Raw genomic sequence first — 15691 nt, forward strand, 5'->3', positions numbered from 1 at the left:
CTAAATAAAACCGGTTCTTAGACCCGCTAACAAAACCCCTGACCCCGCGTTGCGCCTCCTTGTCGTACCACTTTGTACTGCCTGCGTCAGCGCGCCTTGGCTCAGGTTCTCTGCGAGGTTTTGTTAGCGGTTCTTAAATCTGCTGCGCGTCGATGAGACGGCAAACGCGGCCCGGCATCCGCCGGACCGCTTTGGCCTTGCGCAATGGCGGACGGCGTTTAATCGCTGGTGTCCATCCCTCCTTGCGTATTCACGTAGCGATAGCTGGGTCCAGCCGTCTTCTCGCTGCCCGGCGCCACCGGCGTTTCCATCAGGCTCACCGCTTGCACCTTGAGGTCGTACATCAGGCCGATGGCGGTGTCGATGCGCTTGGGATCGCCGTTGAACGCCTGGTGCAGGGCGTTGAGCAGGCTGCTGTAGCTGTAGGCGAAGGCTTCCACCCTCACCTTGGCCTGGGTGTTGTCCTGATAGTCGTAGTCCTGCGGGTTGGACACCATCGGGTAGACCCCGGCCGGGTCGTAGGGCACTTCCGCGCCGGCGTAGGCGTAGCCGCCGTCCGGGGTGCTGACGATGCGGCGGCCGTAGTAGATTTCGCCGAACTTGTAGTAGTGCGCCGGGTTGCCCGGAGATTGGTTCGGGTTGGTGCTGGTGCCCTCGCCTTCAACGATGATGATGTTGATGGCGTGCAGGGCGCTGGCCACGTCGGTGATCGGGAACAAGCGTTCCGGGGAGAACCAGCCCAGCACTTGCTTGGGCACGGTGGCCGGAATGAAGATGCCGTCGCCCAGCTCCTTGATCTTCTTTTTGATCGCGTCGTAAAACTCGCCGATGGTGGCGTAGTCCGGCTCGTCCTCGGCGGCGAGCTTGGGCGTTTCCACCGGCACCGGATCTTCCGGTTCCTCGATTACCATGAAGGTGTTGAACACCAGCTCCTTGGAGAACGGTTCGATGCCGACGATGAAGTCCTCGCCGCCTATGGACATCGGCAGCGGCCCCGGATATTTGGGGATGAACGGCGGCTTGTTGATCTGCGGATGGCCGCCGATGGCGATCAGGATGTTGCCGGCGATACACATGTGCAGCATTTCCTGCATCACGATGCTGTGGATCAGCTGGCGGATTTCCACGTTGTAGCCCGGCTTCAGCGAAAACATCGCGGTCAGATAGGGCGGAATGGTGGCGTGCTCCAGTTCCACCGCGTTTTGCAGGTAGTAATGCAGTTCGGCCGCGGTCTTGGCGGCGCGGATGCCGTGGATGATGCTGCGTTGCAAGCGAATCATGGCCTGTTCTCCCTCAATCCTGCGACGGCGCGGCTTTGCGTCGCGCCTGGAGTTGCAACACCACCGCGCTCTTGCCGGCGATTTGCAGATCGTCCAATGGCACCGCCACCGCATCGGTGTCCACCTCCCGCGGCGCGGGCACGACGGCGGCCTTGAGCGGCGGCGCGCCCTTGAGCGGCTTGCCCTGAGCGTCGGTCTGGTTCAGCCACTTGAGGATGATGGCGCGCTTGTCGTCGGACAGGTCGCGAGTCACCGGCATGTGGTTGGGATCGCTCATCGGCAAGGAGAACGCCAGTTTGAGGATGTCCACATGGCGCACCACCGAGTCGTAATCGCCCAGGTCCACCACGTATTTGCTCATGATGGGATAGAGGTTGCCGTACTGGACGAAGATGGGGCGGATATCGTGGTACCAAGTGGGATGATCCGGCACCGGCACGCGGTCGAAGGCCAGCACGCTGACGAAATTCCACGGGTTGCTGATGTAGTCCTTAGGTTGCTGCCGCAACTGGTAGCCGATGCCGTAGAGCTGGCCGTCGATATAACCTCGCGGATTGCCCGGCCCGGCCGGAATCGCGCTGACCACCGCTCGACCATGACCGCTGTCGTTGGTGTGGAAGCTGGCCGGGTAGCGCACCGCGTCCGCCGGCACGCTGATCTTGGGCGGCAGCACCGGCTTGTTGTCCGGAGGCGAAGGCGGCAGCGGCTTGCCGCCGCCCATTGGGTTCTTGCTCTTGGGCAGCAAGCCTACGTCGACTTCGGCGGACAGCGGCTGGCCGTAACGGCTGGCGAAAAAGCTGACCGGCAGTTGCTGGCCGGCGTTCAGCCGCAGCACATGATCGTCGGAACGCACGTAGAGGCCGTCGATGGATTCTTGCACCAGCACTTGGTAGCCGTCGTCAGCGGGGCTCAGCAACAGCAGCGGACAGGCTTCCAGCGCCTGCCTGGCGCCGGGAATGGCGGCGTAGTCGAAATCCTGGATCGCCGCGGTCTGACGAAACCACTCGGACGGCTCGTCGCTGGGCGCAGCGCCCGGCTGCGGCGGGTCGTAGGCCACCTGGCCCAGCACGATGACTTGGTCCTTGGCCAGCGTGCCGCTGATCGGCGCGTGCGCCGGCTGTTTCAACACCGCCATGGTCAACGGCCCCAGATCAACGAAGGCGCCGCTGGCGTCAATGATGGGCAGCGCGTTGCCGAAGTCCGCGGTCAGGGTCTGACGGTCCGGATGGTTCTTGCACTGGAAGCTGTAAACCCCTTCCGTCGGCTTCGTCGTATTGTTGCTGTCCACCTGCGCCGTCATTTGCCGGCCCAGGATGAAATGCTTGGGCTCCCGCTCATGGTAGGGGCCGATGGTGCCGACGATATGGCCCTGGGTGTAGCGCGGGATCGAGGGGTCGCGGCCGTAGCCGAACAGATTGAACTCGATGGCCAGCAGCCCGTGTTGACTGGCCTTGCGCATCGCTTCCAGCACCGGCGAGCGGCTATGCCCGTGCCATTGCACATTTTCCAGGATGGACTGGTAGTTGGCACCCAGCGTTTGGTCGTTGAACGCCTCGATTTGCTGACGCTTCCATAAATTCATGAAGCCCACCGGCAGCATGTCGCCGATGAACAGCGCGCGCTCGACATTGTCGGTGAGCCGCACTTGCAGCGCCCAGATCTGCGACACCATCTGCTGTTGCGGGTCCAAGTCCGCCATCTTGCCCGGCGCGCGCTGGTCGGCGTTCTCCATCGCCATGCCGATGATGGGGTCCTGCGCGCTGCTGGTGATGGGTTTGCCGTTGAGGCTGGCGCCGGTGACGCTGCAGCTGACGAAACGGAAGATGGCGGTGCCCTGCGGGTTCCAGCCGCCGTCGCCGTACTCCTGGTATTGCTCCTTGAAAGCGTCGGAATCGTAATAACAGACATTGTTGTTGACGGTGGACACATCCGACTGGAAGTAGCCGGAAAAATGGATGCGGGGGGAGTCGAGATAACTCATGGCGATTCCTTTACGGCTGCAGGGTGGCCCAGCTCGGGTCGGGTTGGGCGTTGGCCTTGTCGGCCGCCGGCGCGTCGGCCTTGCCCTTGTCCGGGCAATCGGTGGCGAACAGGCAGCACCATTCCGGCTTGGCCGGGCACATCTCGGCCACCTTCATCCAGGTCTGTTTCGGGTCCGGTTTCTGCGCACGGAAGTGGCTGTAGTTCTGGCTGACCATGGGCGCGTCCGGCGGCGAGCCGGGATCGCCGGAGAAGAAGAAGGACTGCGGGTGCCGGTACGGCGCACCCTTGCCGCCGTCGCGCGTTGGCTGTTTGTAGAAGGCGTAGCCAAACAGGATGCTGCCCGGCTGCACCACGCGCGAGTACGCCTGTATCGTGCCGTTCAAGTGGGTGCTCTGCGCGGCGTTGTACGGCAGATGCTTGATGAAGTCTCGACGCGGCGGGTGGTTGTCCAAGGAGAACTGACAGCACTGCGGCGTGCCCTTGGGCCGGTCCGCATAGCGCAGGAAATAAGCCTTGTTGCCCAGCGACACGAAGGAGCAGCTGTAATGATTGCTGCCGGGGAAGATGGGCAGGCAGCGTTTTTCATAATGCTCCATCATCGCGCCGCGGCCATCGCCATCCGCCGGCACGTAGCTGGAATCGTAATAGCTGGCGCCGTAGGACGTTTCGTAATCCTGGCCCTCGCTCATCCCGGCAGGCGGCGAGGCGTACGGCGGCGGATATTCCTTGATCGCCGCCTGATTGAAGATGCGATACATGGTCCAGTCGCTGACCCACCATTCGGGGAACAGCGGGTCGCTGGGTTCGCCGGGCTTGCGCGGATAAACGCAGCTGCCCGGCAACAGACAGCCGACGGTGTTGTGCACGCCGCCGGTGTAATAGCTGTGACGCCCCGCCGGCGTGCTCTTCAAAGCCTTGAGCGCGGCGGCGGCGGAAGCCTCCGGCATGTCGGCGGCCTGGACGCCGGCGGCGGCGCAGGCCAGAACCAGCCACCCCCAGCGCACGCTGGCGGAGACAGACTGTTGCAATGACATCGATTGTGCTCCTTCGTATTGGAACCCCGGTGCCATCCGCCCCCTTGGCGGCCGTTCCCTTCCCGGCTGACTGCGGACGGCGCCGCTTCGCAGGCGGCGGACCCGCCCTCCCTGATGCAGCGCACTACGTATAGTCACTTAGTATTAATACACGCCAACAATCATGCTTTTATCATTACATGCAAGTGTGGTTATAGCTGCCGGCCAGATCAGCCGCAAAGGAAAATGTGAGATGCGAACTAAGTGCTGGTTCAAAGGCTCGCGAGCCAGAGCGAGACAAGGCGAAAACGAGCGAAAAAACGGAATGGTCGAGTGGTACATGAGCATTTTGAGCTTGTTTTTAACGCCGTATCGCCGCAGCGCGGCAGACTTTGAACAGGTTCTAAAGCGGTTTGGGCGCGGCGGCTCCCGCCCGGCCTTGACCCCAAGCGCGGCGCTGGACGACAATCCACGACGCGCCGGAGTTCCCCGGCGCCGGGAACGCGGCCCACGCAGGCCGGCAGGCCGCCCCGCCATGGACTTGCCCGCTTCCGATCGGTACCGGACAGGCTGCGCCGACATCAATTGGAAACTTTCATCATGGCCCTCCCCCCCATCCCCTCCGCCGCCGAAGGCAAGCCCACTCATCAGCTGGGACAGGCCATCGCCCAATTGCAGGCGCTGCGCCAGCAACACGCGGAGCTGGGCATGCTGGATGCGGTGATAGACGAATTGAGCCGTTGTCATCAATCCATCCGCCAGATAGCCAGCCGCCACCTGATAGAGCTGGACGCCGCCAACAACAGCCTCAGCGCGGCCCTGCAGTTGCTGTGGCAAGGCGAGGACGCAGGGGCTTACGGCAGCCACCTCGCCTTCATGCTGGAGCCGCTGCACGCGATGCAGGTGAACGCGGCCAGCGAGTTGAACCGCTTGCTGTAAAAACGTGTTCACGGTCTCATGACCAAGAACGAGGCAAGGCGGCAACGACCGAGAAGTCAGCATGCGCGAGTGGCGCACGAGCAAAGTCATAGCAATGCCCGCGGTACTGCGGCTCCCCCGGCGCTGCAGACTGTGCGCCGATGCGGATTCTCTTGCCCCATGAAACAACCCAGCCCCGACGGCTCTCGCCATCGGGGCTGGGCGCTTGACGCTGCGGTTAGACTAAACGCGACGCCTACACTGGGCCGCCGGTCATGCCGCCCGGCGCCGGATGCACGTGGCCGGCCAGGCTCTTGCCGCTGGCCACCACGTCGCCGCCAGCGTTGTTGAAGCTGCCGCCGCTCTGGCTGATATTGCCGGAGAAGCTGGCGCCGCTGCCGCCGGAACCGCTCAAGCCGCCCTGGTAGGTGAGCAGGCCCTTGACCAGCAAGGTGCCGCTGATTTCCGTGGCCGGCGCGTCTATGCTGACCTTGGCGCCCGCCTTGAGGACAATTTCCGCCCCCGCTTCCACCACCACTTTTTGCACCCCGCCGCTGACGGTGAGCTGATGGGCCGCGCGGTCGTACTCCAGCGTCGCGCCGTCGGCGAAGCGCCGATGCCATTTATCGACACTGGCCACCGGCACCGCATCGGCGGCGGAGAAGATGGCGCCCAACACCACGCCGTCCTCGCCGCGAGCGTCCAACAGCACCGCCACTTGTTCGCCAATGTCCGGCAGCCAGTAGTCCTTGTCGCGGCCGCTCTTGCGGCTGAGCACCGGCAGCCAGGCGGTGCGCAGCCGCCCCAGTTCCGGCAGCCGTACGCGCACGCGCTGGGTATTGGCATCCACGGCGGAAACGCTGCCGAACTTGAGGGTGGCCAGCGCTTCCGGCAGGGGTACGTCCATCATGGCTTGTTCCTCTCGTTTGCTGTGTTTTGGGCGGAGCCGGCGCTCACCCGTTTCAGTTCCAGTTCGCAGACATAGCCGTCCTGACGGCTGATGCGGTGGCTGGCGCGCTGGATCTGGTAACGGCCGGACAGTGTGCCGAACCCGTCCAGATCGATATTGCTGCCGGCGGCCAACTGCGGCGAACCATCCACGGTGATGGACATGCGGGTGCGCTCCAACTGGCGACGTTCCAGTTCCGCCGCCGCCATCTGCTCCGCCTGGCGCTTGCCGGCGGCCTTGCGAGTGAGCTTGACGATATCCGCGCTGCTGGCCTTGCCGCCCGGCGCCTTGGCGTCGGCGCGCACGCTGGCGGTGCGCAGCGCGCGCTTGGCCGGATCGTGATAGCTGACGTCCACCTGGGCCGGCACCTTGCTAAGCTGGTCCTGCGCCTGCCAGGCCATCAGCTGGGCCGGGGTGTAACGACGCACGCTGGGGCTCTGCATCAGATCGCTGCGTTTCCAAAACACCAGCTTGCGGTTGTTGTCCATCACCTTGCAGACATAGCCGTGCTGGTCCGCCACCCGCTGCAGGAATTGCAGATCGGTTTCGTGGTACTGGGTCAGCCGGTCGATGTTCACCGTCTCGATCTTGCCCTGCAGCTTCATTCGGTGGCGCTTGGCGACGCGCTGGGCCAGCGCTTGCAAGGTGATCTGTTCATAGGCGCGGCCGTTCTTGGTGCGCAGCGGATGCTGCACGCCGGTGGCCAGCGCGCGAATGCGCACGGTGGACGGCGGCGAGCGGTATTCCACTTCGTCGATGTCGAAGCTGCCCGCCGCCACCAGCGCCGCGCCGCGATAGCCCAGTTTGAGCGCCAGCGTGGCGCCTTTGTCCGGATACCAGCCGTCCAGCCAGCGCCCGTCCACGTCCTCCAACTCCACGTCCAGTTCGTCGGACTCGCCGCTCAGGTGGTCGGTATAGCTGACGCTGAGCGCGTGGCGGGCGATGTCCGCGGTGATGGATTTGCCGTTGTAGCTGAGTTCGAAGGCCGGAGTCGGCACCTCCTGCGCGCGGCTGTCGCTCATGAGCGCCTCCACGGCGGCAATTGCTCCAGCGCCTCGCTGTCCGCGGCCTCCAGCACCGGGATGGCCAGGGTCAGGCCGGCGGGCAGGCTTTCGCCTATGGGGATGTGGGCGTTGTTGGCGATCAGCTGCGCCATTTGGCCGACATCGCCGTAATAGCGCCAGGCGATCTGGTCCCAGCGTTCGTTTTCTTGGGTCACATGGTTCAGGAACATGACGTCACCTCAGGATGCGCCGCACCGCGGCCTTGGCGGCCAAGCCGGCCAGCGGCTCAGCCAGTTCGCGCAAGGCCACTTCGGAGCGGCCGTTGATTTCTTCGCAGGCGGCCAGCTTGTCCAGCACCTGGCCGGCAGGGGTGCCTGTCAGCAGCCGGCCCATCGCCGTCATATTGAGCTTGGCCTGCTGCAGGCTCTGGCCCACGCGCACCGCGTCGCCGGCCAGCTTGCTGTATTGCTCGAACTTGGCCATCTGCTCGGCGCTGACTTGCAATCCGGGCGCCGCCGCCTGCACCTCCTTGAGCAGGCCGGGCAGCTTTTCCAAAGCCGCGGCCGGGTCGCGGCCAGCCAGCTGACGCAGCTCGCGCGCGGTGTTGATCACGGTCTTGACCTTGCCCACCACGCTTTTCACTTGAGCCACGGTCTTGGCCAGGCCGGCGATATCGGCCTTGAAGCGCTCCAGCCCGGCCGGCAATTTGAGCTTGCCCGCGGGCAGGCTGGCCGCGGCCTTGGCCAACGCCGGCTTGGGTTTGGGCGGGGCGTCGCCGCCGTACTCGCGCAGGCTGAGCTGGGCCTCCACCGCCAGCAGGCTGCCGCTGCGGTCGGTCTGACGGCCAGTGCTTTGCAGTTCGGCGATGACGAAGCGGCCTTTGTAGTCGCCGTTGCCCAGCACAAACGCCAAGGCCTGGTGCTGCTGCCTCGCCGCCTGCAGCTTTTGCAACTCCTCGTCCGGCTGGCAGTAGGAGGCGTGCAGCACCAGGTCGATGCGGATTTCGTCCAGCTTGTCGCCGACGAATTGCAGCACCGGCTTGCCGCCGATGCGGCCGTGTTCGGCGAAGTCGCTGCCGCTGCGCTGTTCCAGGCCGTCGAAATAACTGATCAGATCAAACTCGATATTGCCCAGTACCGCGTACATGGGTTGCCCTCCGAATGGGTGGAAAGAGGACCCGGCGCGCTAGCGCGCCGGGCTCCGCGGCTCAAGCGCGGGCGCTATAGCTACGCCGTTGCCTGTCCGCCTCGTAACGCCGCATCAGGCGTTCGAACTCGGCGTAGGACAACTGCACCGCCTGCTGCACCTGCTGCTTCACCGTGGCCGCCGCGCCGGCGGTAACGGTGATGTGCGGCGCAAAGGTGACGTTCATCCCGCCGCCGGCGTTCTTGGCCGGCGCCTTGGCCGCCGCGCCGCCCTGTTGCAGGCGTTGCAGCTGCCGGGCGCGCACTTCCGCCTGGGCAGACACCGAGACGCTGGCCGTCACTTCCGCGCTGACCCCGCCGCGCTTGCCCGCCGGCTTGTTGAAATCCACCTTGGGCGGCCGCGACGGCGGCTGGGTAGCCGCAGGTGGAGGCGCGGCGGGCGGCTGCTTGGCCTTGCCGGGCATGGGCGCACCGTGGATGGCGTTGCCCACCTTGCCGCCGGCCCATTCCCCAGCGTATTTGCCGGCGAAGTGGCCGATGACGCCGCCCACCAGAGTGCCGACGCCGGGTAGGATCATCGTGCCGATGGCCGCGCCCATCGCCGCGCCGCCTATGGAGCCGCCGGCCTTGCCGCCTATCTTCCAGTACTCCTTGTTCTTCTCTGTCTGGCTGCGGTTGGACTTGCCGACGTTCCAGGCTTCCTGGCCGGCCTCCATCACCGTGATCACCGAACCGGCGATGCCGGCCTTGAGCAGGCCGCCGGTGCGCTTGAACACTTCCTTGCCGATGCCGAGACCGGCCTTGGCCACGCCAACCCCCGCCTTCCACAACGGAGCCGCCCGCTGGGCCGCCGCCCTAGCCAGCTTGGCCGCGCCGCTGATGCCGCCGCGCGCCAATCCAGGCAGGCGCTTCATCCCGGCGCCGATGCGGCTCGCCGCCGAACCCGCCGCCTTGGCCGCGCTCTGCGCGCCGGCCTTGACCTTGCCCGGCAAGCTCTTGAGCCAGTCTCCCGTCTTCTGCACGCCGCCGCGCAACATGCCCGGCACTTGCTTCAACGCATTGCCCAGGCTTTTGACGCCGGCTTTGGCCAAGGCCGCGCCGCGGCGGAACAGGTCGCCGATGCCGCCGGGCAGGCCACGTCCCTTGGGCAAACGCCGCGGACGCGGGCTCCTTCTGGGATTCGGCTTCGGACTGGGCTTAGGTCTCGGACTGGGCCTCCGTTTCGGGCTGGGCTTGGGACGCGGCTTGGGTCTGGGTCGCCGCTCCTTGCGGCCCCGCTCGCGCCGATCGTTCTTTTTCTCCTTATCGCGCTTGTCTTCCTTTTTGCGCTCGTCCCGGTCCGGGTCCATGCTGTCGCCGGGCTTGTCGATGTCGCGCGTGACCGGCTGGCAGCAACAGCAGCAGTTCTCGGGCTTGGCCTCCATGCAGTCGCCCGGCTTGTCGGCCTGGCTCTGGGTGCCGCCCGGTTTGTCTTCCTTGAACCATTCGGTGCCGGCGGCCCACAGTTTGCTCAGCAAGCCGCCCTTGGTGTCCTGATAGCGGCGCAGCGATTTGCCCACCTTGTCGCTGATCTCGCCGGCCTTGGTTGCGCCCTCTTCCAGCGCTTTCACCGAACCGAGTATGCTTTCCACGCTGGGCAGCTTGCCGCCCAGCAGCGGATTGAGCTTGCCGTGCACATAGCGCAGCGCCTTGTTGCCCATGCCTTGCGACAAGGTCTTGTGTACCGTGCCAGCCGCCTTCGCCACATCGCGGCTGATGCTGCCCAGCTTATCGTTGAATTCGATCAAGGGCGTGGCGTCCGGCGCCTGCAGGCCTTGCAATAGCCGAATGGCGGAGCGGATCTTGCCGCCGCCGGCCTTGCCCTTGGCGGCCGCGCCGCCCGTCTTGCCCGACGCGGCAGACTTGGCGCCGTCTTCTTTCAACAGCGCCTCGCTGGCTGCGGCGATCTTGGCCAGCACACTGCCCGGAGCATCGGCGTAACGACGCAGCGCCCGGCCCACCCTGGCCGCGCCCTTGGCGATGGTGTCGCCGGCGTCGCGAGTGCTTTCCAGCGCCCCGAGCATGCTGTCCACGCTGGGCAGCTTGCCGCCCAGCAGCGGGTTGAGCTTGCCGTGCACATAGCGCAGCGCTTTATTGCCCAGACCTTTGGATAGGACTTCGTGGGTTTTGCCGGCGGCGTCGGACAGCCAGCGCGAGGACAGCTGAACAGCGTCGGCCACGCCTATCCATCGCTGGATGCCGGGCGTGCGCAGACGCTTGAGAGTGGATTCTAGATCGGGGGGCGCGTCTTTGGCTTTGTCGTCGCCGTCGCCGCGGGGTGTCGGCCGTTTTGGGCAGGTTGGCGGGCGAGGATTGCAGGTGGCGTCTTTTTGCCGCTCCTGGCTTTCCAGCACCCGCTGTTCCACTTCGATCACCGCCTTGACCTTCACCGAGGCCTGCAGCTCTACGCGGCACTTGACCACCAGTTCGCTGACCTGGGACACGCCGGGCAGGGCGAGCTTGACGCCCTGGCCGCGTTTGACGCTATCCAGCCAGGCGTCGTGCCGCTGACGCAAACGGTCCAGCGTCAGCTCCAGCTTGTGGTGGTCGCGCTCCAACTGCGGCAGATCCAGCGCGGCGAAAGCCTTGCGGGAACGCTCCACGCTGTCGCTCAGCTCGCGCTGGCGATCGCGCAGGCGCAAGCTGGTCTTGCCCAGTTCGTCCAAGGAGGCGCGGGCGGAGCGGAAGGCGTTGTCGAAGACCCCGGACAGCGTCGCTCCCACCTTAAGACCGATGAAAAACTCGCTTACCATGGTGTTAGCCTGTGTGTATGAGGGGAAGGGCCGCCACACCTACTCCGGCGGCTCAGGGTGGGGCCGGCGGCCGTCCTGACGGACGGGCCGGCCCCGGGCCGCACGGACGCGCGGCGCAGGAAAAATCAGTCACGATCCAGCCACTGCTGTTCGCGCTCGTGACGGCGCTGGATTTCACGCTCCGCCACCTCGCACCAGAACCAGTAATCGTCCATCGCCAGCGCGTCGATTTCCGACGGCGGCAGCCCAAGCACGGTCAGCAGCGCTTCGTCGAAATCTTTAAGCGTCGTCGGAGACGCCCACCATGTCGCGAAAGCAGTCCGCCAGCGCGCGGCTGTCGGCGATGTCGAGCTGGTCGATGTCTTCCAGGGTCAGGCCGGTCATGCGCGCGAACAGAAAATCTTCCTGGTCGGCGTCGTCCTGGCTGTGATGGCTGGCGGCCTTGAGGTCGGCGCGCTTCAGGCGGCTGATTTCCAGGCTGTCCAGGCGTTCGCCGGCGGCGTTGGTGAACGGGTATTTGAGTTTGATCTTCATGGGAGCTCCTTGTCGCGGACTGCGTGGTTGATGAGCTTCATTGTCCGGTTTACGGCCCTGCGGGTCTGTTAAAGCCCTTTAGGGAAAGGCTTGAAAGCGCCAGCCGGCTTGCCTGCAAACTGAATCGCCGTGGCTCCGGCGGCCCCGGCCAAGCCGGGCCCACCTTCATGGAAACGGGAGCGTGCCGACAAGCCGGCCGGCGGCCGGCCCTTCATCAGCCGCCGATGTTGCGGCGGTACAGTTCCAGCATGTCGTTGCCGCCCACCCGGAAGATATTGGCCAGGTAGTCCAGCTCCAGCACATCCTCGCCGTCCACTACCTGCTTGATGTAGGTGGCGGAGAAGGAGGAGCTGAAATCGGCGTTTTCATGCTGTTTGTAAGTACCCAACGGGTTCTTCTTGAACATCACGGTCAGGAAGGTCACCAGGCTGACCTGCTGCAGGCGACCCTGCGCGCCGTAGGTCTCGATGCTGGAACGGGCCTGCAGCTGCACCGCCTGGAACGGATTGGCGATGATCTTGGCTACGTCCTTGTACAGCGAGTTCCACTTGATCTCGCCCTCCAGCTTGTCAAAACCGGCCGGCAGCTCGATCTTGCCCACCATGCCCAGCGCCTTATGCTCCTGCATGATGGCGGACACGTCCGGCAGCTTGATCTCCTCGGCGCGACCCAGCAGCGAGTTGCCGTTGATATAGATGTTGGCGTTGGTGATGCGGTTGATTTCAATCTTGCCTGCCATGATCAATTGCCTCCCTTCAGGCTCAACAGGTATTCCGAGGTGATCTCGGTTTCAAAGGTCAGACGTTCCAGCGGCGGCGGCACCGTGTACTTGTAGCTGATCAGCAGGTGGCCGGCGGCCAGCTCGGTTTCCGGATTGCGCGCCGTGTCGAACCAGGCTTTGAAGCCCAGCAGCGCGCCGTCGCCAATCAGCTTGCGGCCGTAGCCGTTCACCGATTCCACCAGCGCGTCGATGGTGGCCTGGTTCAGCGGCATATCGATGAACTGCTGGCTGAAATAGCGAATCGACTCATTGATCACGTCGCCGGTGCGGCGCACGTTCTCGAAGTTGCGCATATGGCTGACGGTGGGCCAGGCGGCGGTGCGGTTGCCCCACAGACGGAAGCCGGAGCCAAAGCTGGAGAACACCGTGGTGATGCCCTGCTCGTTCAACAGGTTCACCTCGGACTGAGGATCGTCGATCATCGCGGTCAGCTGACGCTCCACGCCGATGACGCCGGCCAGTTCCTGGTTGGAACTGGACCACCAGAAGCCCTTGTCGTTGTCCACCTTGGCGCGCAGGCCGGCGGCGCGGGCCGACAGCGGCTCCAGGCGAGTGTCGTTGGTGGCCGGGTCATATACCTTGACGTGCGGATAGCACAGGCGCACGCGGTCGCTGGACGTGTTGAAGTTGATACCGCCGGCCGGGCCGCGGCCGGCTTGCGCCTGGGCGAAGCTGGTGCCGATCGGCGCGTCGACATAGGCGATGGCGTCCAGCTTGTCTGCCATGGCGGCCATGGCGCTGGCCACCGAGTTCTGGGTGCAGAAGCCCGGAGCGATCAGCAGCTTGGCGAAGAAACCGAAGCGGTTGTAAGTGTCCTGCAAGGCCTTCAGACCGGTGCGGTTGCCGGCGGCGTTGACCGCGCCGATGATGTCGGCGGCGGTGATCTTGCTCGGGTCGGCGTAATCGTAGCTGACCTTCAGCACCGCGCCCGCGGCGATGGCGCCGTCTTTCACACGCGTAATCTTGCCGTTGACCGCGTCCAGCAGGTAGTCGGTCCCAAGCGCGTAAGCGGTGGCGCCGTCGGCGCTCTTCACCGCCACGTTCAACAGCGCCGCCTTGGCGGTTTTGCCCTGGCCGGTGGCCGCGTCCAGCGTCACCGCCTCGCCGGCCACCGCGGTTTTATGCACGGCCGGGTCCAGCACGTTGATCACCACCACGGTGCCGGCGCCGTGATCGTAGATCGCATTCAACGCTTGCGGAATGGTAAAGCCGGCCAGTTGCGGGCCAAAAGCCGCCGCGTCTTTTTCCGACAGGCACAACACCGGGGTATGGGCTGCCTCCGGCGCCGTCGGCGCGGTGCCGATCAGGCCGATCACCGCCGATTTGACGGTGCGCACCGGGCGCGCGCCGCGTTCGACTTCAATGGTTTCCACGCCATGCAGATAATTGGCTGCCATGCTCAAGCTCCTTGTTCAGCGCTAGGGGACGTCGATGCCGTCGCCGCTTGCGGCAACGGGCTCAGATGCTGCAAGGCCAACAGCATGCGGGTGTAATCGTGCTGTTCCGGCATCTCCACCTCAGCGCCGGGAAACAACATGATTTCCTGGCCGTCGGCCAGAGTGACGCCGCTGATCGGCCCGGAATACAAGTACTTCATGACTGCTCCTCCTTAGTGACTGCGGTTAACACAGGCTCATGCCCCGGGGCCGCCTCCGCCACCTGCAAGGTGTCGGCGGCCAGTGAAATGGCGTAACGGGCGATACCGTCGCTGAAGCCCAAAAAGGTTTCGCTCAACAGGCAGGCGGGTCGGCAATCCGGCGCGGGGAATCCCAGGCAGGCGCTCCGCGCCGCGTCCAGCGCTTCCGTATCGTTGAGTTGCGCGCTGGCGCGCCGCAGCAGCAGCGTCAGCTCCAGCTGCAGCGTGCGCTGCTGGCAAACTCCGGCTACATCGCGAGGCAAGGCGAATTGGCTGCCGCGATAGCTCAACAAGAGCGCGCCTTGCGGATGTTCAAGCCGGTAATCGGCCGGCGCCGCGCAATGCTCGACGCTCAATGACGGCAAAGCGCCGCGCAAACGCGCCAACAGCGCGTCAACAATTTGGGAAGTGCTGGCCACGGGCGGGCTCCTGGACATCGAGGGAAGACAGGCGAGATCACTCGCAATGACGGTTGCCGACGGCGCCTGGCCATCGAACGAGGGCAAGGATGCGCCACCAGGGTCCTGGCGGTCTTTTAACGCGCTTTACAGAAAAGCGGCCGCCAACGCGCCCCGGTCGGCGCTGACACGCGTCATCCGGGCCCCGCGCGCGAAGGCGACGATAATCTCCTTCATCGACACCGCGCCAAAGGACAACGCCATGCAAGCACGCTTTCGCAGCAAAGGACCGGAACTGCTCGTAGATCTGGCCCAACACGTTGCCATGACGCTGAAGCAGCTCGCCAACACCGAGCAGCAACAAGCGGAGCAATTGGGCCAGGAAATCGCCGAGCGCATGGCCAAGCACTGGGGCGGACAGAACATCTATTTCCCCATCGGCCTGTCCTATAAATCCTCCCAGCGCGACCAGCAGATCTACAGCGAATTCACCGGCGGCAACCACGCCGAGCTGGCGCGTCGTTACGGCGTCTCGCTGCAATGGATCTACAAAATCATCAAAACAGAACGCCAACGGGAGCAGGAACAACGCGCCAGCCTGGCCTGCTGAGCACCCGCCCTTCTGGTCGCGCCAATGCAAAAAGCCGCTCATCCGAAACCGGAGAGCGGCTTTTGTCGTGCAAATTTTAAATAATATTGAATTAATAAACGGCTGATTTGTAACTTTTATAGATATTTACTATTAAACTCAGCTTTAACATATTAATTTTTTGCTGGAATCAAACTGGATACCGCCTATACCTAGAAGGCCACACCGCCACAGCGGCCGCCAGAGCCGTTGGGAACAAGCTTATTCGATCAAACGGGGTATTCATATGAAACAAGCAGCGTCGCTTGCCACCATGGCTTGCCTGTTGCTGTCGTCGGTCGCACTGGCCGACGGCGGCGTCATCATCTTCAGCGGCCGCATCGTCGAGGCTCAATGCCCGCTGGCGCTCGATGCGCCCAGCCGGCTCAATGGCCCCAGCCGGCTGGAAGTCGGCAAATGCAAAGCACCGGTTCACATCCAGGCCCTCGCGGCCAACGGCGAGAACCTTCTGGTACGCGCCAACGCCGACGCGAAATCCAGCAGTCAGGCCACCGCCAACGGTTACGACCTGGATCGCAGCGACAGCCAACGCAGCTTCAGCATCGCCACGCCCAAAAATAGCCAGCACGGCCAGTTGGTCGTCAGTTACTACTGAGCCCTGCAAACGCC

At 64.4% G+C, this 15691-nt stretch carries 17 protein-coding genes; 3 read left to right on the plus strand and 14 right to left on the minus strand.

Annotation, left to right across the window (positions count from 1 at the left end; genetic code table 11):
• Positions 1-218: 218 nt before the first annotated feature.
• The 3 genes from MOV80_RS18895 to MOV80_RS18905 are packed head-to-tail and all read right to left on the minus strand — an operon-like array spanning position 219 to position 4297.
• Positions 219-1280 carry a ferritin-like protein gene (locus MOV80_RS18895; RefSeq protein ID WP_043592613.1) on the minus strand — a complete coding sequence of 354 codons (1062 nt, stop codon included), beginning with the start codon at positions 1278-1280 and terminating at the stop codon, positions 219-221.
• Positions 1281-1293: 13 nt separating this feature from the next.
• Complete coding sequence (locus tag MOV80_RS18900) at positions 1294-3261, minus strand: hypothetical protein (protein ID WP_118268556.1); 1968 nt, start codon at positions 3259-3261, stop codon at positions 1294-1296.
• A 10-nt stretch (positions 3262-3271) separates the two neighbouring features.
• Entirely contained in the window at positions 3272-4297 is a 1026-nt protein-coding gene (locus MOV80_RS18905; RefSeq protein WP_107731422.1) for a hypothetical protein, read from the minus strand.
• A gap of 579 nt (positions 4298-4876) precedes the next feature.
• On the opposite strand from MOV80_RS18905, the gene MOV80_RS18910 reads away from it, so the two are divergent.
• The gene (locus tag MOV80_RS18910; protein WP_019102545.1) at positions 4877-5215 is read left to right on the plus strand and encodes a hypothetical protein; all 339 of its coding nucleotides are present in this window, start codon (positions 4877-4879) and stop codon (positions 5213-5215) included.
• A 235-nt stretch (positions 5216-5450) separates the two neighbouring features.
• Here the strand turns inward: MOV80_RS18910 and MOV80_RS18915 are convergent, their stop codons facing one another.
• The 11 genes from MOV80_RS18915 to MOV80_RS18960 form a co-directional block, all read right to left on the minus strand.
• A complete protein-coding gene (locus MOV80_RS18915) occupies positions 5451-6104 on the minus strand; it encodes a phage baseplate assembly protein V (RefSeq protein ID WP_019102546.1) in 654 nt (217 codons plus the stop codon).
• Positions 6101-7165, minus strand: a complete 1065-nt coding sequence (locus tag MOV80_RS18920; RefSeq protein WP_232060461.1) for a contractile injection system protein, VgrG/Pvc8 family — start codon at positions 7163-7165, stop codon at positions 6101-6103. Before MOV80_RS18920 ends, MOV80_RS18915 begins: the two co-directional genes overlap by 4 nt.
• Positions 7162-7377, minus strand: a complete 216-nt coding sequence (locus MOV80_RS18925; protein ID WP_019102548.1) for a tail protein X — start codon at positions 7375-7377, stop codon at positions 7162-7164. Before MOV80_RS18925 ends, MOV80_RS18920 begins: the two co-directional genes overlap by 4 nt.
• Before the next feature lie 4 nt (positions 7378-7381).
• On the minus strand, positions 7382-8293 hold the full coding sequence (locus tag MOV80_RS18930) for a phage tail protein (protein WP_249605386.1): 912 nt from the start codon (positions 8291-8293) through the stop codon (positions 7382-7384).
• A 61-nt stretch (positions 8294-8354) separates the two neighbouring features.
• Complete coding sequence (locus MOV80_RS18935) at positions 8355-11084, minus strand: hypothetical protein (RefSeq protein ID WP_107731420.1); 2730 nt, start codon at positions 11082-11084, stop codon at positions 8355-8357.
• 125 nt (positions 11085-11209) lie between these two features.
• The gene (locus tag MOV80_RS23495; RefSeq protein WP_191186169.1) at positions 11210-11338 is read right to left on the minus strand and encodes a GpE family phage tail protein; all 129 of its coding nucleotides are present in this window, start codon (positions 11336-11338) and stop codon (positions 11210-11212) included.
• Positions 11339-11363: 25 nt separating this feature from the next.
• Entirely contained in the window at positions 11364-11618 is a 255-nt protein-coding gene (locus MOV80_RS18940; protein WP_019101636.1) for a phage tail assembly protein, read from the minus strand.
• A gap of 214 nt (positions 11619-11832) precedes the next feature.
• A complete protein-coding gene (locus MOV80_RS18945; RefSeq protein WP_043592621.1) occupies positions 11833-12357 on the minus strand; it encodes a phage major tail tube protein in 525 nt (174 codons plus the stop codon).
• A gap of 2 nt (positions 12358-12359) precedes the next feature.
• Complete coding sequence (locus MOV80_RS18950; RefSeq protein ID WP_043639095.1) at positions 12360-13796, minus strand: phage tail sheath subtilisin-like domain-containing protein; 1437 nt, start codon at positions 13794-13796, stop codon at positions 12360-12362.
• A gap of 2 nt (positions 13797-13798) precedes the next feature.
• The gene (locus MOV80_RS18955; protein ID WP_043639092.1) at positions 13799-13996 is read right to left on the minus strand and encodes a hypothetical protein; all 198 of its coding nucleotides are present in this window, start codon (positions 13994-13996) and stop codon (positions 13799-13801) included.
• Positions 13993-14454 (minus strand): Gp37 family protein, encoded by a 462-nt coding sequence (locus MOV80_RS18960; protein WP_161524524.1) that lies wholly within the window; start codon positions 14452-14454, stop codon positions 13993-13995. The genes MOV80_RS18955 and MOV80_RS18960 overlap by 4 nt, the downstream gene beginning before the upstream one ends.
• Positions 14455-14695: 241 nt before the next feature.
• Here MOV80_RS18960 and MOV80_RS18965 point away from each other — a divergent pair, with 241 nt between their 5' ends.
• Positions 14696-15043 carry a Mor transcription activator family protein gene (locus MOV80_RS18965; RefSeq protein WP_019103893.1) on the plus strand — a complete coding sequence of 116 codons (348 nt, stop codon included), beginning with the start codon at positions 14696-14698 and terminating at the stop codon, positions 15041-15043.
• Between the two features lie 265 nt (positions 15044-15308).
• The gene (locus MOV80_RS18970; protein ID WP_146176041.1) at positions 15309-15677 is read left to right on the plus strand and encodes a hypothetical protein; all 369 of its coding nucleotides are present in this window, start codon (positions 15309-15311) and stop codon (positions 15675-15677) included.
• The last annotated feature ends 14 nt before the right edge of the window (positions 15678-15691 follow it).

This window comes from Chromobacterium sp. IRSSSOUMB001, from assembly GCF_023507765.1.
Lineage (GTDB): Bacteria > Pseudomonadota > Gammaproteobacteria > Burkholderiales > Chromobacteriaceae > Chromobacterium > Chromobacterium haemolyticum.

Coding starts and splice junctions, on each gene's coding strand:
- MOV80_RS18895 (WP_043592613.1), bottom strand. CDS start 1,280: ATGATTCGCTTGCAACGCAGCATCATCCACGGCATCCGCGCCGCCAAG.
- MOV80_RS18900 (WP_118268556.1), bottom strand. CDS start 3,261: ATGAGTTATCTCGACTCCCCCCGCATCCATTTTTCCGGCTACTTCCAG.
- MOV80_RS18905 (WP_107731422.1), bottom strand. CDS start 4,297: ATGTCATTGCAACAGTCTGTCTCCGCCAGCGTGCGCTGGGGGTGGCTG.
- MOV80_RS18910 (WP_019102545.1), top strand. CDS start 4,877: ATGGCCCTCCCCCCCATCCCCTCCGCCGCCGAAGGCAAGCCCACTCAT.
- MOV80_RS18915 (WP_019102546.1), bottom strand. CDS start 6,104: ATGATGGACGTACCCCTGCCGGAAGCGCTGGCCACCCTCAAGTTCGGC.
- MOV80_RS18920 (WP_232060461.1), bottom strand. CDS start 7,165: ATGAGCGACAGCCGCGCGCAGGAGGTGCCGACTCCGGCCTTCGAACTC.
- MOV80_RS18925 (WP_019102548.1), bottom strand. CDS start 7,377: ATGTTCCTGAACCATGTGACCCAAGAAAACGAACGCTGGGACCAGATC.
- MOV80_RS18930 (WP_249605386.1), bottom strand. CDS start 8,293: ATGTACGCGGTACTGGGCAATATCGAGTTTGATCTGATCAGTTATTTC.
- MOV80_RS18935 (WP_107731420.1), bottom strand. CDS start 11,084: ATGGTAAGCGAGTTTTTCATCGGTCTTAAGGTGGGAGCGACGCTGTCC.
- MOV80_RS18940 (WP_019101636.1), bottom strand. CDS start 11,618: ATGAAGATCAAACTCAAATACCCGTTCACCAACGCCGCCGGCGAACGC.
- MOV80_RS18945 (WP_043592621.1), bottom strand. CDS start 12,357: ATGGCAGGCAAGATTGAAATCAACCGCATCACCAACGCCAACATCTAT.
- MOV80_RS18950 (WP_043639095.1), bottom strand. CDS start 13,796: ATGGCAGCCAATTATCTGCATGGCGTGGAAACCATTGAAGTCGAACGC.
- MOV80_RS18955 (WP_043639092.1), bottom strand. CDS start 13,996: ATGAAGTACTTGTATTCCGGGCCGATCAGCGGCGTCACTCTGGCCGAC.
- MOV80_RS18965 (WP_019103893.1), top strand. CDS start 14,696: ATGCAAGCACGCTTTCGCAGCAAAGGACCGGAACTGCTCGTAGATCTG.
- MOV80_RS18970 (WP_146176041.1), top strand. CDS start 15,309: ATGAAACAAGCAGCGTCGCTTGCCACCATGGCTTGCCTGTTGCTGTCG.